General features: G+C 55.9%; 17 protein-coding genes and 3 tRNA genes. 10 read left to right on the forward strand and 10 right to left on the reverse strand.

Annotation, left to right across the window (positions count from 1 at the left end; genetic code table 11):
* Positions 1-197 precede the first annotated feature (197 nt).
* Positions 198-515, forward strand: coding sequence for a quaternary ammonium compound efflux SMR transporter SugE (sugE, locus tag ACOT0L_RS13980; RefSeq protein ID WP_015572453.1), 318 nt, complete (start codon positions 198-200; stop codon positions 513-515).
* Here the strand turns inward: sugE and ACOT0L_RS13985 are convergent.
* Together ACOT0L_RS13985 and ACOT0L_RS13990 are read right to left on the reverse strand one after the other, a co-directional pair.
* Entirely contained in the window at positions 512-1042 is a 531-nt protein-coding gene (locus tag ACOT0L_RS13985; RefSeq protein ID WP_032625173.1) for a lipocalin family protein, read from the reverse strand. The genes sugE and ACOT0L_RS13985 overlap by 4 nt on opposite strands.
* A 157-nt stretch (positions 1043-1199) precedes the next feature.
* Positions 1200-2345, reverse strand: a complete 1146-nt coding sequence (locus ACOT0L_RS13990) for a cephalosporin-hydrolyzing class C beta-lactamase ACT-39 (RefSeq protein ID WP_063857782.1) — start codon at positions 2343-2345, stop codon at positions 1200-1202.
* Between the two features lie 132 nt (positions 2346-2477).
* On the opposite strand from ACOT0L_RS13990, the gene ampR reads away from it, so the two are divergent.
* A complete protein-coding gene (ampR, locus tag ACOT0L_RS13995) occupies positions 2478-3353 on the forward strand; it encodes a LysR family transcriptional regulator AmpR (RefSeq protein ID WP_038415122.1) in 876 nt (291 codons plus the stop codon).
* A 29-nt stretch (positions 3354-3382) separates the two neighbouring features.
* On the opposite strand, the gene frdD is transcribed toward ampR, so the two are convergent.
* The 4 genes from frdD to frdA are packed head-to-tail and all read right to left on the reverse strand — an operon-like array spanning position 3383 to position 6676.
* On the reverse strand, positions 3383-3742 hold the full coding sequence (frdD, locus tag ACOT0L_RS14000) for a fumarate reductase subunit FrdD (protein WP_000609653.1): 360 nt from the start codon (positions 3740-3742) through the stop codon (positions 3383-3385).
* A gap of 10 nt (positions 3743-3752) precedes the next feature.
* Entirely contained in the window at positions 3753-4148 is a 396-nt protein-coding gene (gene frdC / locus ACOT0L_RS14005; protein ID WP_003855953.1) for a fumarate reductase subunit FrdC, read from the reverse strand.
* Positions 4149-4158: 10 nt separating this feature from the next.
* Entirely contained in the window at positions 4159-4893 is a 735-nt protein-coding gene (locus tag ACOT0L_RS14010; RefSeq protein WP_126503236.1) for a succinate dehydrogenase/fumarate reductase iron-sulfur subunit, read from the reverse strand.
* Positions 4886-6676: a fumarate reductase (quinol) flavoprotein subunit gene (gene frdA, locus ACOT0L_RS14015; protein ID WP_023299127.1), complete on the reverse strand. Its 1791-nt coding sequence runs from the start codon at positions 6674-6676 to the stop codon at positions 4886-4888. Before frdA ends, ACOT0L_RS14010 begins: the two co-directional genes overlap by 8 nt.
* A 310-nt stretch (positions 6677-6986) precedes the next feature.
* Here frdA and epmA point away from each other — a divergent pair, with 310 nt between their 5' ends.
* Together epmA and yjeM are read left to right on the forward strand one after the other, a co-directional pair.
* Positions 6987-7964, forward strand: coding sequence for an elongation factor P--(R)-beta-lysine ligase (gene epmA / locus ACOT0L_RS14020; RefSeq protein ID WP_003855960.1), 978 nt, complete (start codon positions 6987-6989; stop codon positions 7962-7964).
* Positions 7965-8142: 178 nt separating this feature from the next.
* Positions 8143-9642: a glutamate/gamma-aminobutyrate family transporter YjeM gene (yjeM, locus tag ACOT0L_RS14025; protein WP_126503234.1), complete on the forward strand. Its 1500-nt coding sequence runs from the start codon at positions 8143-8145 to the stop codon at positions 9640-9642.
* A 40-nt stretch (positions 9643-9682) separates the two neighbouring features.
* Here yjeM and mscM read toward each other — a convergent pair whose 3' ends face one another.
* From mscM to rsgA, 3 genes are all read right to left on the reverse strand, one after another.
* Positions 9683-13006: a miniconductance mechanosensitive channel MscM gene (gene mscM, locus ACOT0L_RS14030; protein ID WP_022646812.1), complete on the reverse strand. Its 3324-nt coding sequence runs from the start codon at positions 13004-13006 to the stop codon at positions 9683-9685.
* 19 nt (positions 13007-13025) lie between these two features.
* On the reverse strand, positions 13026-13994 hold the full coding sequence (gene asd, locus ACOT0L_RS14035) for an archaetidylserine decarboxylase (RefSeq protein WP_022646813.1): 969 nt from the start codon (positions 13992-13994) through the stop codon (positions 13026-13028).
* Between the two features lie 97 nt (positions 13995-14091).
* A complete protein-coding gene (gene rsgA, locus ACOT0L_RS14040; RefSeq protein WP_072202591.1) occupies positions 14092-15144 on the reverse strand; it encodes a small ribosomal subunit biogenesis GTPase RsgA in 1053 nt (350 codons plus the stop codon).
* Between the two features lie 107 nt (positions 15145-15251).
* Between rsgA and orn the strand changes: the two genes are divergently transcribed.
* The 4 genes from orn to ACOT0L_RS14060 all read left to right on the forward strand — a co-directional run bounded on the left by orn (position 15252) and on the right by ACOT0L_RS14060 (position 16311).
* Positions 15252-15797: an oligoribonuclease gene (gene orn, locus ACOT0L_RS14045; protein WP_003855965.1), complete on the forward strand. Its 546-nt coding sequence runs from the start codon at positions 15252-15254 to the stop codon at positions 15795-15797.
* 196 nt (positions 15798-15993) lie between these two features.
* A tRNA-Gly gene (locus ACOT0L_RS14050) sits at positions 15994-16069 on the forward strand.
* Positions 16070-16114: 45 nt separating this feature from the next.
* Positions 16115-16190, forward strand: a tRNA-Gly gene (locus ACOT0L_RS14055).
* 45 nt (positions 16191-16235) lie between these two features.
* Positions 16236-16311, forward strand: a tRNA-Gly gene (locus ACOT0L_RS14060).
* Positions 16312-16581: 270 nt separating this feature from the next.
* On the opposite strand, the gene queG is transcribed toward ACOT0L_RS14060, so the two are convergent.
* Positions 16582-17721: a tRNA epoxyqueuosine(34) reductase QueG gene (queG, locus tag ACOT0L_RS14065; RefSeq protein WP_047637851.1), complete on the reverse strand. Its 1140-nt coding sequence runs from the start codon at positions 17719-17721 to the stop codon at positions 16582-16584.
* On the opposite strand from queG, the gene nnr reads away from it, so the two are divergent.
* Together nnr and tsaE are read left to right on the forward strand one after the other, a co-directional pair.
* A complete protein-coding gene (nnr, locus tag ACOT0L_RS14070; protein ID WP_126503232.1) occupies positions 17720-19243 on the forward strand; it encodes a bifunctional ADP-dependent NAD(P)H-hydrate dehydratase/NAD(P)H-hydrate epimerase in 1524 nt (507 codons plus the stop codon). The two genes, queG and nnr, sit on opposite strands and share 2 nt — an antisense overlap.
* Positions 19236-19697 carry a tRNA (adenosine(37)-N6)-threonylcarbamoyltransferase complex ATPase subunit type 1 TsaE gene (gene tsaE, locus ACOT0L_RS14075; protein ID WP_003855970.1) on the forward strand — a complete coding sequence of 154 codons (462 nt, stop codon included), beginning with the start codon at positions 19236-19238 and terminating at the stop codon, positions 19695-19697. Before nnr ends, tsaE begins: the two co-directional genes overlap by 8 nt.

Raw genomic sequence — 19697 nt, forward strand, 5'->3', positions numbered from 1 at the left:
TCGGATGAGTCATAAATGCCTGAACTACGTGCCTTACTGAGGCTATTTCTTGCTTTAAGGTGTTCAGCAGAAAAAGTTTGAAAAAAAATTCCACGCTAACCAAAATATAAGGCGCAACTTCTGCCTTGCGGGACGACCCGTAAGCGCTTCACTCATCGGGGACGGCCCCAACTTGTCTTTAAGTTAAGGAGCCTGAAATGTCCTGGATCGTTCTTGTTATTGCTGGTTTGCTCGAAGTGGTATGGGCAATTGGTCTGAAATACACCCACGGTTTTACCCGCCTGACGCCCAGCGTCATCACTATCGCCGCAATGATTGTCAGTATCGTCATGCTGTCATGGGCGATGCGAACCTTACCCGTCGGCACAGCTTACGCTGTCTGGACGGGAATTGGCGCGGTAGGGGCTGCCATTACCGGCATTCTGCTGCTGGGGGAGTCTGCGAGTCTGGCGCGCATCGCCAGCCTCGCGTTGATTGTCGCGGGTATCATCGGGTTAAAACTCAGTACGCACTAATGCGGCTGTTTTACCCAGATTAACTTCGTCACATCAAACCCTTGCCGGGTCGCTATGTCCAGCATCTGCTGTTTCATTTCCGCCGAGATCGTTGGCGTGCGTGAGAGGAGCCACAGATAGTTGCGATCCGGCCCACAGACCAGCGCGTGGCGGTACTCTCTGTCCAGCGCAATGACGTTATACCCGCCGTAGTATGGGCCGATGAAAGAGGCTTTCATGGCCGCGCGGTTAGATGCGCCGGTGAAATAGGCCTGACCAACTGACTGCTGCCACATCTGGCGATCAGGGTTATAGCCGCGGTTAATGACCCGGATCCCGCCGTCATCCATCGCGCTGTAGCTGACCGTGACTTTTTCTAAGCCCCGTTCGAACTGATGGTCCAGTCGGGCGATTTCATACCAGGTGCCGAGGAAGCGCTGTGCGTCGAAATTACTGACTACCGTGACGCCAGGCGGAGGAGTAGGGGAACTGCAAGCAACCACTAAAAACGCGGCTGTTACTGCGGCAATAACAGGCAGAATGCGCATAGGAGTTTCCTTACTGTTTTTTGTTAAGTGTAGATGACAGCAGGGAAAATGCGGGAGATTGTGCAGGGTGTTTTGCCGGGTGGCGGCTTCGCCTTACCCGGCCTACAAAGTTCATGCGTTGTGTAGACCGGGTAAGCGCAGCGCCACCCGCAATGTTTTACTGTAGCGCGTCGAGGATATGGTATGCCGCCTCAACGCGTGCCGGGTTCGGATAGCTTTTATTCGCGAGCATCACAATACCGATCTGCTTTTCAGGAATAAAGGCCACGTAGCTGCCAAACCCGCCAGTAGAGCCCGTTTTATGGACCCAGGACGCTTTGACCGGGGGAGCCGGTGGATTCACTTCTGCCACGGGCAGCGGTGCCAGCGCCACCTTACTGTCGCTGCCCTCGATCACCGTGTTGGCCTCCACGGGCCAGTTGAGCATCTCCCAGCCCAGACCCTGATACATTGACCCGATACGCCAGTAGCGCGACTGCGCCAGCGAGATGCCCTGCTTAAGTGAGGCATCAGCAACCTTCTCCGGCGCCATGTTTGCCATGACCCAGTTCGCCATATCCTGCACGTTGGTTTTCACGCCATAGGCTTGTGCATCCAGTATTCCCGGCGAAACGCGCACCGCTTTACCGTCACGATAGCCCCAGGCGTAATGCGCCTCTTCCGCTTTCGGAACGTTAATCCAGGTATGGTCCAGCTTGAGCGGCTTAAGGACCCGCGTCGTCATGGCCTGCTCATAGCCCATGCCGGAAGGTTTGACCGCCAGCGCGCCAAAAAGACCGATACTGGCGTTGGCGTAAAGACGCGTTGTGCCAGGCTTCCACTGCGGCTGCCAGTTTTGATAAAAGCGCAGCAGGGCGGCATTATCCGTGACCTCATCCGGTACCTGTAGCGGCAGGCCGCCAGCGGTGTAGGTTGCGAGATCCAGCATACGAATCCCCTGCCACTGCTTGCCCGTCAGCTGTGGCCAGTATCTGGTCACCGGATCGTCCAGCGAAATTTCACCGCGAGCAATGGCATCCCCTCCTAAAACCCCGGTGAAGGTTTTACTTATAGAACCCAGCTCGAACAGAGTCTGAGGCGTAACGGGTTTGCTGGCCGCGATATCGGCTTTGCCAAACGTGTAATAGTGCGGTTTACCCTGATAAATAACGGCCACCGCCATGCCTGGAATCGACTGGGCTTTCATCAGCGGGGTAACCGTATTCGCGACCACCTCCGCCAGCTGTTTTTCTGACACTGGCGCGGCGAGAGCAGAGCAAGAGATGCCGAGCAGCAGGGCGCAGCAAAGAGATTTTTTCATCATCAGTAATCTTCCGTAATAGCGAGTCAAGGGGATGTCCGGGCCCGTCAGACAGGCGTAGTCTGTTGGATTTGACTGTGCCTGACAAACGGTTAAATTTAGCATTAGCTGTTAATTTTTCTAACGGAAGAGACCATGACGCGAAGCTATCTCCCCCTCAATTCGCTTCGAGCCTTTGAAGCCGCCGCGAGACATCTCAGCTTTACGCATGCGGCCATTGAGCTGAACGTGACCCATTCAGCCATTAGCCAGCATGTGAAAACGCTGGAGCAGCACCTGAACTGTCAGCTGTTCGTTCGCGTGTCGCGCGGGCTGATGTTGACTACCGAGGGAGAAAACTTACTGCCGGTACTGAATGATTCGTTCGATCGTATAGCCGGAATGCTGGATCGCTTCGCTAACCATCGTGCGCAGGAGAAGCTGAAAATCGGCGTGGTGGGTACGTTTGCCATCGGGGTTTTATTCTCACAGCTGGACGATTTTCGCCGTGGCTATCCGCACATCGATCTTCAGCTTTCCACCCATAACAACCGCGTTGATCCGGCTGCCGAAGGGCTTGACTATACGATCCGCTACGGTGGCGGGGCGTGGCATGGCACCGAGGCTGAATTTCTTTGTCATGCGCCGCTCGCGCCGCTGTGTACGCCCGATATCGCCGCCAGTCTGCACAGTCCGGCCGACATCCTCAGGTTTACGCTGCTGCGCTCCTACCGACGCGACGAGTGGACCGCGTGGATGCAGGCGGCCGGCGAGCACCCCCCTTCGCCAACGCACCGTGTGATGGTATTTGATTCGTCCGTGACCATGCTGGAGGCCGCTCAGGCAGGGGTTGGTATTGCCATTGCGCCTGTCGATATGTTTACCCATCTGTTAGCCAGCGAGCGCATTGTGCAGCCCTTTGCAACGCAGATTGAGCTCGGCAGTTACTGGCTGACCCGATTGCAGTCCCGGGCAGAAACGCCTGCCATGCGCGAATTTTCCCGGTGGCTGGTGGAGAAGATGAAAAAGTAAAAAGCCCGCCGGATGGCGGGCCTGTTCAGTCAGATGGTGACCACGGCAATCAACGTGACGACCGTCAGAATGGTTGCCAGGCCGTAGAAGACCCATTTACCGCTTGGCACATGGATTTTCAGATCGTGCATCGCATGGTGGATACGGTGCAGACCACACCACAGCGGCAGGACGATCATCAGGAAGATGAACACCCGGCCAATAAAGCTGCTCGCAAAGGCCAGTACGCGCTCATAGCTCAGCGCATCGCCCGGAAACAGCCCCAGCGGCAGCATAATACCGACCAGCAGGATAATGACCGGGGCAATAATGGCGCTCCACATGCCGCCTGCGCCAAACAGCCCCCAGAAGACCGGCTCATCTGAACGTTTTGGATTTGGATTGATCACAGTAGTCTCCTTACCAGAACAGTGCGACAAACAGAATGACCACAGAGACAACTGCCGTCACTGCCCAGAGCCCTTTAATAACCGGCTCTGGCCCCATTTTTTCGCCTTTTACAATGATGTTCGCTGCTTTTGGCGCCAGTTCAAACCAGGTTTTGGTATGCAGTAGCGCGGCTGCGAGCACAATCAGATTCAGAACCACGATGATTGGGTTTTGCAGGAAACCCACAAAACTGGCCCAGGCTTCCGGGCCGTGCTTGAGGGCATACACCCCGTACATCAGTTCGAGGCTGAACCAGACCGCGGGAACAGCCGTGCCTTCACGCAGCATATAGAAGCGATAAAACGGCAGTTTTTTCCACCAGGTGGACGGCATTGGTCGCACGTAGGCTTTGCGTTTAGTCGTCATCATGCACTCCTTAGCGTGGTTTCAGGGTAGCGATAAGAAAGTCTTTCGAACTTTCCACTTTTCCCTGCTGAATAGCGGCGGCCGGGTCGACATGCTTCGGACAGACTTCGGAGCAGTAACCGACAAACGTGCAGGTCCAGACCCCGTTCTGGCCGTTAAGCTGTGCCATACGTTCTTTTTTGCCGTGGTCGCGGCTGTCCTCGTTATAGCGGTGCGCCAGGGTAATGGCGGCCGGGCCGATAAACTCAGGGTTCAGGCCAAACTGTGGACAGGCGGCGTAGCACAGGCCGCAGTTGATGCAGCCGGAAAACTGATGGTATTTCGCCATCTGCGCGGGCGTTTGGGTGTTTGGCCCCTGATCCGGCGTGCGCGGGTTGCCGATGATGTACGGCTTAATCGCTTCGAGGCTTTCGATAAAGTGGGTCATGTCGACCACCAGATCGCGCTCAATCGGGAAGTTGCCCAGCGCTTCAACCTTGATGCCCTTAGTGTAATCACGCAGGAAAGTTTTACACGCCAGCTTCGGCACTTTGTTGACCATCATGCCGCAGGAGCCGCAGATTGCCATGCGGCAGGACCAGCGGTAGCTCAGGTCCGGGGCCAGGTTATCTTTGATATAGCCGAGCGCATCCAGCAGGGAGGTTTGCTCGTCGTAAGGGACTTCATAGAAAGCGCTGTGCGGCGTGGCGTCCACTTCCGGGTTGTAGCGCACCACTTCAACTTTCAGTTTTTGCATCTCAGCCATTCGCCTTCTCCTTCTTATCGGCGGCTTCTGCTTCTGCACCGTACACGCGTTTCGCCGGTGGCAGCGTAGTGATTTTCACGTCGCTGTAGTCCAGCCGGGTGGTACCATCCGCATCGCGCCAGGCGAGAGTATGTTTAAGGAAATTGATGTCGTCACGTTCGGTGCAGCCCTCATCCAGACGCTGGTGCGCGCCGCGGGACTCTTTACGCGCCAGGGCAGAATGGGCCATACACTCTGCGACGTTCAGGCCGTGGCCCAGTTCAATGGTATAGAGCAGGTCGGTATTGAAGACGCTGGAGGTGTCGGTGATGCGCACGCGCTTGAAGCGTTCCTGGAGTTCCGCCAGCTTGTCGACGGTTTTCTGCATCAGCTCTGGCGTACGGTAGATCCCGCAGCCTTCTTCCATCGACAGCCCCATTTCGTCGCGGATCTTCGACCAGTTTTCGTTACCTTCCTGGTTCACCAGGCCTTTCAGGCGTTTTTCGATGTCTGCAACCTGCGCATCCAGCGCCGCGCTGTTAGCTTCACCTGCCGTTGCGGCACGCTCCATCGCGCGTTCGCCCGCCATGCGACCAAAGACCACCAGCTCAGCCAGCGAGTTCGAGCCCAGACGGTTTGCGCCGTGCAGACCGACGGAGGAACACTCACCCACCGCAAACAGCCCTTTGATGCGGGTTTCGCACTGCTGGTCGGTTTCAATACCGCCCATGGTGTAGTGCGCGGTTGGACGCACCGGGATCGGCTCTTTCACCGGGTCGACGCCCACATAGGCTTTCGCCAGCTCGCAGATAAACGGCAGACGCTCCAGCAGTTTCTTCTCGCCGAGATGACGCAGGTCGAGATGTACCACGTCGCCGCGCGGCGTTGAGATGGTGTTGCCTTTGCGCCACTCGTGCCAGAAAGCCTGAGAGACTTTGTCGCGTGGGCCGAGTTCCATGTATTTGTTTTTCGGCTCGCCAAGCGGGGTTTCCGGACCCATGCCGTAATCCTGCAAATAGCGATAGCCGTTTTTGTTGACCAGAATACCGCCTTCGCCGCGGCAGCCTTCCGTCATCAGAATACCGGAGCCCGGCAGGCCGGTTGGGTGATACTGGACGAACTCCATATCACGCAGCGGGACGCCGTGGCTGAGCGCCATGCCCATACCGTCACCGGTGACGATGCCGCCGTTGGTGTTGTAGCGGTATACGCGGCCCGCACCGCCCGTTGCCATCACCACCGCCTTAGCGCGGATCTGGACGAGCGTGCCTTCCATCATGTTCATTGCTACCAGTCCGTGCGCATGACCGTCGTCGACCAGAATGTCGAGAACGAAATGTTCGTCAAAGCGCTGGATTTGTGGGAACTGGAGGGAGGTCTGGAACAGGGTGTGCAGCATGTGGAAGCCGGTCTTATCGGCAGCAAACCAGGTGCGTTCGATCTTCATGCCACCGAAGCGGCGGACGTTGACGCTCCCGTCCGGACGGCGGCTCCATGGACATCCCCACTGTTCCAGCTGGGTCATTTCCGTTGGGCAATGGTGCACGAAGTAATCAACGACATCCTGTTCGCAAAGCCAGTCGCCCCCTGCAACCGTGTCGTGGAAATGGTATTCGAAGCTGTCATGATCCTGCGCGACGGCGGCGGATCCTCCTTCTGCGGCTACCGTGTGGCTGCGCATCGGATAGACTTTTGAAATCAATGCGATTTTGGCGTTCGGATTGGCTTGTGCCGCAGCAATTGCAGCGCGTAATCCAGCCCCGCCAGCGCCTATTACGGCAAGATCGGCTTGAAAAGTTTGCACGACATTCCTCCAGATTTTGGTTTTCCCGCAACGTGATGAGCTAAAGGACGTTCACCTGCCCGAACGGACGATTGCGGAAGCGATTCCACTGCTCCTTTATGGGTAAAACAGTATAACCGCGTAGAAGTGAGGGAAATTTGACGTGTTCGATTTTTTTGCTGTTCTGTGCGGTGATTTATCATCGTGATTAATGAATGACGTCACAGTATTTCTCTGTGCAATGAAAAGGGGCTTTTACTGTGCAAAATTTGTCTCTGCCCCGGCTTGCGAGTAGACTTCGTGCCCTTGTCTGAAAACGGAGAAATAACTCATGAGCGAAACGGCCACCTGGCAGCCGAGCGCATCCATTCCAAACCTGCTAAAGCGCGCAGCAATTATGGCGGAGATCCGCCGCTTCTTTGCGGATCGCGGTGTCCTGGAGGTGGAAACGCCGTGCATGAGTCAGGCGACGGTCACGGATATTCATCTGGTCCCGTTTGAAACCCGTTTTGTTGGCCCAGGCCACTCTCAGGGCATGAATCTGTATCTGATGACCAGCCCGGAATACCATATGAAGCGTCTGCTGGCGGCCGGGTGTGGTCCGGTCTATCAGCTGTGCCGTAGCTTCCGTAATGAAGAGATGGGCCGACACCATAATCCGGAATTCACCATGCTGGAGTGGTACCGCCCGCACTACGACATGTATCGTCTGATGAACGAAGTCGACGATCTGCTCCAACAGGTGCTGGATTGCGCGGAAGCTGAAACGCTCTCCTATCAGCAGGCCTTCCAGCGTCATCTGGAAATTGATCCGCTGTCGGCTGATAAAACACAGCTGCGTGAAGTGGCGGCAAAACTGGATTTGAGCAACGTGGCGGATAACGAAGAGGATCGCGACACGCTGCTGCAACTGCTGTTCACCTTTGGTGTTGAACCGCAGATTGGCAAAGATCGTCCGACGTTTGTCTATCACTTCCCGGCCAGCCAGGCTTCACTGGCGCAGATCAGCACCGAAGATCACCGCGTGGCGGAGCGCTTTGAGGTGTACTTTAAAGGCATCGAGCTGGCGAACGGTTTCCATGAGCTGACCGACGCGCGCGAACAGCAACAGCGTTTCGAGCAGGATAACCGCAAGCGCAACGCGCGCGGTCTGCCGCAGCAGCCGATTGACACCAACCTGCTGGAAGCGCTTAAAGCCGGTCTGCCGGACTGCTCCGGCGTGGCGCTGGGTGTGGATCGCCTGGTCATGCTGGCGCTGGGCGCAGAACAACTGGGCGATGTGATTGCCTTTACGGTCGATCGCGCATAAAGAATTGCCGGGTGGCGCTGTCGCTTACCCGGTCTACTCGGTCATTTAACTCTGCCACATTAAAAACTACTATCTTCTCTATGCACGGGTCTTTTTCTTAATTTGACTCGGATAGCCACAATATTTGTCTGGTCATCTGCTACCATCCGCGCAGTTTAATTCCGTTTCGGATGGTTATATGTCTCACTCACTCAAAAAAATGACCCTTACCGGGCTCATCCTGATGATTTTTACGTCAGTTTTTGGCTTTGCCAATAGCCCGTCCGCGTTTTATCTGATGGGCTACAGCGCGACGCCGTTTTATATCGTTTCCGCGCTGTTCTTCTTTATTCCGTTTGCGCTAATGATGGCGGAGATGGGGTCGGCGTACAGGAAAGAAGAAGGCGGCATCTATTCGTGGATGAACAACAGCGTCGGTCCGCGTTATGCGTTTATCGGTACGTTCATGTGGTTTTCATCCTATGTCGTCTGGATGGTCAGTACGGCGGCCAAGGTCTGGGTGCCGTTCTCAACGTTTCTCTTCGGTGCGGATAAAACGCAGGTCTGGTCTCTGGCGGGGCTGAGTTCCACACAGGTGGTCGGTATTCTGGCGGTGTGCTGGATGGTGGTTGTCACGCTGGTGGCCTCGAAAGGCATCAACAAAATTGCCCGTATCACTGCCGTTGGCGGAATTTCCGTGATGTGCCTGAACCTGGTGCTGCTGCTGGTCAGTATCGCTATTCTGTGCCTGAACGGCGGGCATTTCGCACAGGAAGTCAACTTCGTTTCATCGCCTAATCCGGGTTACCAGTCCGGGCTGGCCATGCTCTCCTTCGTGGTGTTTGCCATCTTTGCTTACGGTGGAATTGAAGCCGTGGGCGGGCTGGTCGATAAAACCGAAAACCCGGAAAAGAACTTTGCCAAAGGCATTATCTTTGCCGCCATCGTCATTTCCATTGGCTACTCGCTGGCGATTTTCCTCTGGGGCGTCAGCACCAACTGGCAGCAGGTACTGAGCAATAACACCACCAACCTCGGCAACATTACCTACGTGTTGATGAAAAGCCTGGGGGTGACGCTGGGCAACGCCATGGATCTCGCGCCGGAAACGTCGGCCACCCTGGGGATCTGGTTTGCGCGGATTACCGGTTTGTCGATGTTCCTCGCCTATACTGGCGCGTTCTTCACGCTGATCTACTCGCCGCTGAAAGCGATTATTCAGGGGACGCCAAAGGCGCTGTGGCCCGCACGTATGACGCAGCTGAACGCTGCCGGTATGCCTGCCAACGCAATGTGGATGCAGTGCATGCTGGTGTGCGTGTTCATTCTGCTGGTGTCCTTCGGCGGCGATACCGCGTCGGCGTTCTATAACAAGCTGACCCTGATGGCAAACGTATCGATGACGCTTCCGTACCTATTCCTGGCGCTGGCGTTCCCGTTCTTTAAGGCGAAGCAGGATCTGGAGCGACCGTTTGTGATCTTCAAAACCCGCGTGGCGACGCTGCTGGCGACCACTGTTGTGGTGCTGGTCGTCGCGTTCGCCAACATCTTTACCGTCATTCAGCCCGTGGTTGAGGCAAATGACTGGAGCAGCACGCTGTGGATGGTTGGCGGACCGATCTTCTTCTCGCTGCTGGCAATGGGGATTTATGAGAACTACCGCCGCCGCATGATGACCTGCGTGGCAGAAGTGGCATAGCGGATGAAAAAACCCCTCCCGGAAGGGAGGGGGAAATGGATTATAAACTTCCCGCCGGGCGCGAACGCGCCGCAGACGTCAACGTTCTTCCTGTCTTACGTCCGTCCAGCGTTTCCAGACGCATCTGGAAAGGTGGGAACGGCATATCAATTCCGTGCTCGCGGAAGCCAGCCAGGATCAGCTGGTGGATCTCATGGCGCAGCGGCATACGGTGTCCCATCTCGGCGGCGTAGATACGCAGCTCGAAAATCTGGATCCCCTGCTGCAAATCAACCAGGAAGACTTCCGGCGGCGGGTTGTCGATGACCAGCGAACAGCGTTCAGCAGCCGTATACAGGATCTGCGTCACCTCTTCGCTGTTGGCATCCGACGGAGCGGGTACGGTCAGCACCACACGCGTGACGGAGTCAGACAGCGACCAGTTGATAAACTGCTCGGTGATAAACGCTTTGTTCGGGACGATGATCTCTTTACGGTCCCAGTCGCTGATGGTGGTGGCGCGGGTGTTGATCCTGGTGACGCTGCCGGTCAGATCGCGGATGGTCACCGTATCGCCAATTCGAATCGGCTTTTCAAACAGAATGATCAGACCCGAGACGAAGTTGGCAAAGATCTCCTGTAAACCAAAGCCCAGGCCTACGGTCAGGGCGGCAACCAGCCATTGCAGTTTTGACCATTCGATACCAATCATCGAGAAGCCAACCAGCCCACCAAACAGCATGATTAAATACTTGGTAATGGTGGTGATCGCATAGCCTGTGCCGGGGGTTAAATCCAGATGCTGCAACAGCGCCAGCTCCAGCAGGGCAGGGAAGTTACGGATCAGCTGTGTGGTGATAATGAGTACCAGAATCGCAATCAGCACGGCCCCTAAGGTGATGGGCTCCAGGCTTTCGACCCCCTGCACCGTCGACGTCACATCCCACAAAGAGATGTTCTCCAGGAAGCCAAACGCAGAGTGGATTTCCGACCACAGGAAGATCACCGACAGCAGGGCAACCAGCATCAGAATTGAGCGTACCAGCCGCAGGGACTGGGTACTGATCGCATCGAGATCCAGTTCGACGTCATCGGCGTCTGAAGTCCCTTCGGTGCTGTTGACGTGGTTCGGCTCTTCCTCACCCCGCGCGCGCTGGGCCAGTATTTCTGCGCGACGATGTTTGGCACGGTCAAACGCCAGACGACGACGCTGGATCAGCATGCCGCGGCGAATAACATGGTAGACCACCAGCAGCAGGAACCAGATAGCTACTGACGTTTCCAGTCGTGCGAGCAGCGCTTGCGATGTGGCGAGATAACCGACAGCCGCCGCCAGCATCGCCGCCAGCGGCGCGCTAAGCAGCAGGTTCCACAGCAGACGGTTAAACATGTTATCGCCACTGCCGGACTTGTCGAGATAAAGCGGGATCCCGGCGCGCTTCAGGCTGAGCGTCACTACCGCTAATGCCCCGCAGATCAGCATAAAGCACAGCCGTCCCAGCGAGCCGGAGAACTCCCGGTCATTGAGATTATCGAACATGATCAGCGCCATAATTAGCGGCACAATCAGCCCGATGCTCATCAGGTAATAGCGCATCGCCCGCGCCACGCGATTACGCGGCCAGCCAAAGTGAGCGATGAACAGACCATTTGGCCGCGCAAACGTGGCGCAAATCATCACCACCCACAGCAGCGGAACGGTGGCGGTCACGCCATCGCCAATTGCGACGGCAAGCGGATAGGGCCAGGCTTCACGCAGGCCGTATCCGAGCGTCATCCACAGCACCGGCAGCGGAGACGCGACCAGAATTGACCAGAACACTGTACGCAGCGTCAGCCAGAAGTGATCCTGTGTCACTTTCCCCACCCGGGCGCTGGAGCGCTCAAGGAAACGGGTGAAGTGGCGACGGGAATAAATACTGAAACCCACCAGAATCAGTGCCCCCAGCAGCGGGAAGATGGTCTCCTTACTGGTGAGCATCATCACGCTGGCGAGACCCAGCTGGCTGAAGGTGTCCAGCGAAATGAGGCGGCGCAGATCCTGCACGATCTCAATCGGCCAGGCGAAGGTCATCGGCCGCACGTCGGATGTCCAGAACAGGTAACGGTGCGTGGCTTCGTTGACCTCTTTCAGCGCGTCCTCCAGCTGGCTGTTTGAGACTTTCAGCTTGGTGAGCTCGAGGATCAGCGTATCGCCCCCCTGCAACAGGGAATTGAGCAGTTCGCGTTGGGTGCGCAGCTGCGCTTCCAGAATACGGCTTTGCTCGCCGGTGAGCGGCTGTCCGTCAGCCTGACGGATCTGGCGGATTTGCGGCTGCTTATTAAGAAGGTCTTCATAATGAAGACGCTGAACGCGCAGCTGCGCCATCTCCGTATCAAGCTGCTGCGGTTTTGGCATCTCTGGCAGACGAGCCACCTGTGCGCGTAACGCTTCGCCCAACAGGTTAGACGAGCCAAGCCACTGGGACTGTTCACGCAGCGTGTTGAGAGCCTGACGAACCTGGAGGGTTTGATTAGTGGCCTGACGCTGCTGCGAGGCCACCAAATCCATGCGCTGCGCCTGCTGATTCAGCGCGGCAGAAAGCTCTCGGTTAACCTTAAACTGGGCGACGATGCTGTCGGGCAGGTTAGCGCTGTTTTCGGCCAACAACTCGGTGCTTTCCAGCGCACGTTCAGCTTCACGCTGACGCTGGCTGTTGAGTTGATTTCTCAGCGCCTGGAGATACGCATCCAGCTGTTCGCTCTGCTTCTGCGCCAGTTCCGAACGCATCCGTGACAGCTCCTGGCGGTTATTAGCAGAAAGCTGTGCCAACTCCAGTTCATCAACCAGCGCTTTTAGTCTGGCGGATTCCGCCTGTAGCCCAAGATTTTGGGCCTGATTCTGCGGGGTGTTGCCGGTCTGCGTCCCAATGCGGCGTTCCACCTCATTTAACTGACGGCGGGCATCGGTTTGCTGCTGTGGAAGCTGACTGAGAGAGTCGGCAATTTCACGCGCCCGTTCCTGCTCCTGCTGTGCCAGACGGCTTTTTTCCAGCAGCTGGCTGCTGACTTGCAGGATCTCCTGATTCAGCGCCTCGGACGTCATCCCTGCGGGTACCTGGCGTGGTTCATCACGCAGGCTGTTTAACTGCGAGCGCAGGGTTTGAGAGAGTTTGGGGAAGTTGTCGATAACCTGCTGATATTGCTGGGCGCGCTCAAGAGAACCCTTTCGTTCCTCAAGTGCGTTCAGTGCAGACTGGAGCGACTCAACGGCCTCCGGCTGAGCGGGTTTCGCCGCTTTTGCCTGCTCCAGCTCCTGGGTAATCTGTTTGGCGTCGGGGGCCGTCGCTGCGTACGCCCCCATGCTGAGGCACCAGGCCATCAGTAATACGATAATCGGGCGCACGTCAGCGATCCTTCTGTTGTTAACCTTCGTCTTTTTTGTCGTCAACCAGCGGGCTGGCATCGTGCTCGGCTTTGATCTCTTCTTCCGGCAACGGGGCTGGCGCAACGTCTGGCGTTGCAAAGACCTCCGTCGATACTGCCAGAGGCTGGCCGAGTTTGGTCACGGACAGGCTTTCCAGCTCGTCGACAAGGTTAACTTTGCCCGGTGCGAACAGGTTGATTACCGTTGAGCCCAGCTTGAAGCGGCCCATCTCCTGACCTTTCAGCAGGGCCACAGAACCTTCTTCTTCCCCGGCAGGCCAGGTCCAGCGCTTGATCACGCCTTCGCGTGGCGGCGTAATGGTGCCCGCCCAGACGGTTTCGATGCTGCCCACAATGGTAGCACCTACCAGAATCTGCGCCATTGGGCCAAATTCAGTATCAAACAGGCAGATGACGCGCTCGTTACGGGCAAACAGGTTAGGGACGTTTTGCGCCGTCAGGTGGTTTACAGAGAACAGATCCCCCGGCACGTAGATCATCTCGCGCAGGATGCCGTTACACGGCATATGAACGCGGTGGTAGTCGCGTGGGGAGAGATAGGTGGTCGCGAAAGTCCCGTTGCGGAACAGATCCGCCATTATGTAGTTACCGGCCAGCAGCGCTTCCAGGCTGTAGTTATGGCCTTTCGCCTGCAAAATTTTGTCGTCTTCAATTTTACCCAGCTGGCTGATCACGCCGTCAGCAGGCATCACCAGCACGTTCGGGTCGGTATTCAGCGGGCGCACTTCGTCGCGCAGCGGACGCACAAAAAATTCGTTGAAGGTGCGGTAGCTTGCCGTATCCGGTTTCTGCGCTTCTTTCATGTCGACCTTGTAGTATTTCACGAACAGGTCGATGACCAGTTTGGTCAGCCAGCCCGCTCGTTTGCTCGCGCCCCAGCCCGCCAGGCGAGTGAGCCACAGTTTAGGCAGAATGTATTGAAGCGAAAGTTTAAATGAGTTTAACAAGGTAGCCTCCAGGCCATTGTTTTGTCGTTCCTGATCCGGCAGTACGCTGCCGGAACCTGAAAAAAGGGGACGATTTTAGCGACGCTTAGCTTAGTTGTCAGTTATCAGAATCAGAAAAGTTTTTACGCGTTTTTACCTGGTCCATGCTTTCGAGAATACGATGGTAATTTTCGAAACGGGTTTCCGCTATTTCACCGTTCTCCACCGCTTCGCGGATGGCGCAGCCCGGATCGTTGTCATGTTTACAGTCGCGGTATTTGCAAGCGCCTATATAGTCATGGAATTCGACAAATCCGTTAAAGATTTGTTCCGGCTCGAGATGCCAGAGACCAAATTCACGCACACCCGGGGAGTCAATCACATCGCCGCCGTGCGGGAAGTGATAGAGACGTGAGGCGGTGGTGGTGTGCTGGCCCAGCCCGGAGACGTCCGACACATCGTTGGTCAGGATTTCTTGCTGAAGGCCGAGCAGGTTGTTAAGCAGGCTCGATTTACCCACGCCAGACTGCCCTGCAAAGATACTGATGCGGTCGGTCAGCGCATCTTCTAACGGCTTCAGGCCATCTTTGGTGCGGCTGGAAACCATCAAAACGCGATAACCAATATTGCGATAGATATCCATCTGCTCATTCACAAAGGCCATGGCCTCGTCATCCAGCAGATCGATTTTATTCAGCACGATGAGCGGCTCAACCTGTAGCGTTTCGCAGGCCACCAGGTAACGGTCAATAATGTTGAGCGAAAGTTCGGGTAAAATCGCTGAAACGATCACGATCTGGTTGATATTGGCGGCAATGGGCTTTACGCCGTCGTAGAAATCAGGACGGGTCAGAACCGACGTGCGTTCATGCACGGCTTCAACGATACCTTTAACCGTTACCCCTTCCGCAGCCGCTTTGCCTGGACGCCAGACCACGCGGTCACCGGTCACCAGGGAACGGATGGTGCGACGGATATTGCAACGGTGGATGTCCCCGTCGGCAGACTCGACATCGGCATGCATACCGAAGCGGCTAATCACCACGCCTTCCGTCGCTTCGCCAAACAGGTTGTCGTCGTAATCGGGCTTCTCCGTAGTGGTTTTAAGACGGCGCTGGTGATTTGCATTCACGCGGCGCTGCTGCCCTTTGGAGAGTTTATTTTTACTCAATCGCGCTGGCTCCTGGTCGCCCATAGCGGGCAAAACCTCTATGATACACTCTAATTAATACTAGTTAACCTGCTACTGCCGGTTAAGCGAGAAGGGTGGAAAATAACATGAGCGCGGACGAAAACAACCTGATTTGGATCGATCTGGAGATGACCGGCCTGGATCCCGAGCGCGATCGCATTATTGAGATCGCCACACTGGTCACCGATGCTAACCTCAATATTCTGGCGGAAGGCCCAACGATTGCCGTGCACCAGTCCGATGACCAGCTTGCGCTGATGGATGAGTGGAACGTGCGTACCCATACTGGCAGCGGGCTGGTGGAACGCGTGAAGGCCAGCACTCTGGGCGACCGCGAAGCGGAGCTGGCGACGCTTGAGTTTCTGAAGCAGTGGGTGCCGGCAGGAAAATCGCCTATCTGTGGCAACAGCATTGGTCAGGATCGTCGCTTCCTGTTTAAGTACATGCCGGAGCTGGAGTCCTACTTCCACTACCGCTATCTGGATGTGAGCACCTTAAAAGAGCTGGCCCGCCGCTGGAAACCGGAAATTCTCGACGGCTTCACAAAGCAGGGGACGCACCAGGCAATGGACGACATCCGTGAGTCTGTTGCGGAGCTGGCGTACTATCGCGAAAACTTTATTAAGCTTTAATTTTGCGATCCGGCGCCTTGCGTGGCCGGGTTTTTGTCGCTAAATTGTTCAGCTTGCCGATTAAATAAGCACTTGAACTGAATTTCAAAAAAATCGCTTTGAGGGGGGTTGCAGCTAAACGGATTTCTCGTATAATGCGCCTCCCGTAACGACAGAGAATTACACGTTACGACAGCAACAAAAGCAGTACAGATTTGCGGGAATAGCTCAGTTGGTAGAGCACGACCTTGCCAAGGTCGGGGTCGCGAGTTCGAGTCTCGTTTCCCGCTCCAAAATTTGAAAAGTATCGCAAGATACGCCAGCACCAGAACACCCAAGCGGGAATAGCTCAGTTGGTAGAGCACGACCTTGCCAAGGTCGGGGTCGCGAGTTCGAGTCTCGTTTCCCGCTCCAAAATTTGAAAAGTATCGCAAGATACGCCAGCACCAGAACACCCAAGCGGGAATAGCTCAGTTGGTAGAGCACGACCTTGCCAAGGTCGGGGTCGCGAGTTCGAGTCTCGTTTCCCGCTCCAAATTCTTCTTCTTTCCTAAATTATCCACAGCGAAATGCTTCGTTGGGGACGTTTTCTATTATGTCTGAAATACTCTTGTAAACAGAGTTATCCACAGAAACTGTAATAAATCCCAGTTGTGCAAAATGTTAGCAGGGTGAATAATATCTTCGTAATTAACTGTAATCTATGAAGAAAATTTGATTTCAAAATGTTATTGAGATCACTTGACCTGTTTGCTAAACCTTATTGCGCCTGAATTCTTATTTTTATTCACAGCCTGTGAATATATCACACATCCCGTGGCAGCCCTTTTTCAATCACCCTGACCAGGCGCTGTTTCTTCGGTAACTGCACTTCAACCACGCCGGCATTTCGCTTCTCAATTTGCTGCGCAATCGCCCATTCTATGTGCTCATCAAGAAGTGGGTGCTCACCTCTGCGGCTTTCGAGCGCCTGAAGATTGGCTTCATCCCATGGGGCATTACCCAGCGCAACGGCCACATTACGCAGCCAGCGCAGGTGGCCGATACGACGTATGGCGGAACCTTCCGTCACCTTCAGGAACCAGGCTTCGCTCCAGGCGAAAAGTTCGATCAGCTGCGGGGCATGTAACGCCTTGCGGGGACTGAAGTCTTCTTCGTCCGTCAACTGTGAATAACGGTTCCACGGACAAATCAGCTGGCAGTCATCACAGCCGTAGATGCGGTTGCCAATAAGCGGACGAAATTCCTCTGGAATAGCACCTTCCAGCTCGATGGTGAGATAAGAGATACAGCGGCGCGCATCAACGGTATAGGGTTCAACGATAGCGCCCGTTGGGCAGATGGTCATACAGGCCACGCAGCGGCCACACCCTTCTTCCACCGGACCGTCTACCGGCAGGGGTAAATCAATCAACAGTTCACCCAGGAAAAAGAATGAGCCCGCGTCGCGGCTTAAGATAAGTGAGTGCTTACCTGTCCAGCCAAGCCCGGCTTTTTCGGCGATAGGGCGCTCAAGAATAGGCGCAGAATCGACAAAGGGTCTAAAATTCAGCGAAACACAGTGCTGCTGAATGGTTTCCCCGAGCTTTTTTAGACGGTTGCGCAGAAGTTTATGGTAATCACGTCCCAGCGCGTATCGGCTGACGTAACCCAGCGAAGGATTTTTTAGCGTGCGCGCAAAGGCCGCGTTAGCGGGCAGATAGTTCATGCGTACGCTAATGACGCGCAGCGTACCCGGCAACAGCTCGTGGGGGCGGGCACGCATCATACCGTGACGCGCCATCCACTCCATCTCGCCGTGGTATTGTTTATCCAGCCATGCCTGTAGCTTAGGCTCGCTGGCAGAGAGGTCGGTATCGGTAATACCGACCTTCTGGAAGCCCAGTTCAGCACCCCACTGTTTTATTTTTTGCGCTAATTCATTGAGATTGAGGGGCTGTGACATGACGGACCATACTGTGAAGAAAAACCCCGCAAGTATACCACATTCCATCTGGCATGCGGATGACCTCCGTCGGGCCGAAAAAGAGGCCGCAGACAGCCTCGGCATTACCCTTTATGAACTGATGCAGCGCGCGGGCGAGGCGGCGTTTAACGTGGCGCGCACGGCTTATCCGGATGCCTCGCACTACCTGATTCTGTGCGGGCACGGCAATAACGGTGGCGATGGCTATGTGGTGGCTCGTCTTGCGGTGGCGGCGGGGCTGCGCGTTACCCTGCTGGCGCTGGAGAGCGACAAGCCGCTACCGGAAGAGGCTGGCATGGCGAGAGAGGCCTGGCTGAATGCGGGGGGCATTATTCATGCGCCTGATATTATCTGGCCCGAGGATGTCGACGTGATTGTTGATGGTCTGCTGGGGACGGGGCTGATGCGCGCGACTCGCGATGACGTCGCCGCGCTGATTACCCACGCTAATGCGCACCCCGCCCCGGTGGTGGCGCTGGATATTCCCTCCGGCCTGATGGCGCAAACCGGCGCGACGCCGGGCGTGTCGATTGAGGCTGCGCACACCGTGACCTTTATCGCCCTGAAGCCGGGTTTGCTTACCGGTAAAGCGCGGGATGTCGTGGGGACGTTACATCACAACGCACTGGGGCTGGAAAACTGGCTGGCTGGACAGGATACCCACATCACCCGCTTTGATGCCTCCCTGCTTGCTCAGTGGCTGCCTCCGCGCCGCCCCACATCCCATAAGGGTGATCATGGCCGGCTGCTGATTATCGGTGGCGATCATGGCACGGCAGGTGCGATTCGCATGACAGGAGAGGCCGCGTTGCGCAGCGGTGCCGGATTAGTACGCGTGCTGACCCGCAGCGAAAACATTCCGCCGATTATTACCGCGCGGCCGGAGCTGATGGTCCACGAGCTTGTCCCACAGGCGATTGAAGAGGGTCTTGAGTGGGCGGACGTGGTAGTCATTGGTCCGGGCCTGGGTCAGCAGGAGTGGGGTAAACAGGCCCTGCAAAAGGCCGAGAATTTTCGTAAGCCGATGCTCTGGGATGCCGACGCGCTTAACCTTCTGGCAATAAACCCGGATAAGCGTCACAATCGCATTCTGACGCCACACCCCGGCGAAGCCGCACGGCTGCTTAACTGTAGCGTGGCAGAAATTGAAAGCGATCGCTTACTTTCAGCCCAACGTCTGGTAAAACGTTACGGAGGTGTTGTCGTTTTGAAAGGGGCGGGGACCGTTATCGCCAGCGATGATGCGATGGGCATCGTTGATGCCGGTAATGCAGGCATGGCGAGCGGCGGCATGGGTGATGTGCTCTCTGGCATCATTGGCGCATTGCTCGGACAGAAACTACCCCTTTATGATGCAGCCTGTGCTGGCTGCGTGGCCCACGGTGCGGCGGCTGACAGGCTGGCTGCTCGTTACGGAACGCGCGGTATGCTGGCCACCGATCTTTTTTGCACGCTGCGGCGTGTTGTTAACCCGGATGTGATTGACGTAGAAAATGACTAATCGAGCGATTCCTTTACCTGATGAACAAGCCACTTTAGATCTCGGCAAGCGCGTGGCGCAGGCCTGTCAGGGGGCGACCGTCATTTATCTGTATGGTGATTTAGGCGCGGGTAAAACAACCTTCAGCCGTGGTTTTTTGCAGGCGTTAGGCCATAACGGGAACGTAAAAAGCCCGACTTATACGCTAGTAGAACCGTACACGCTTGAAAATATCATGGTGTACCACTTTGATTTATATCGTCTTGCGGATCCTGAGGAGCTGGAATTTATGGGGATCCGCGATTACTTTGCCAACGACGCCATTTGCCTGGTGGAGTGGCCGCAACAAGGTGCGGGTGTGCTGCCTGACCCGGATGTCGAAATTCACTTGGATTATCAGGCACAAGGGCGTGAGGCGCGCATCAGTGCGGTTTCCTCATCAGGCTGTTCCTTACTGGCGCGTTTAGCCGGTTGA

The sequence above is a fragment of the Enterobacter cloacae complex sp. XAL002 genome (assembly GCF_049236805.1).
Lineage (GTDB): Bacteria > Pseudomonadota > Gammaproteobacteria > Enterobacterales > Enterobacteriaceae > Enterobacter > Enterobacter intestinihominis.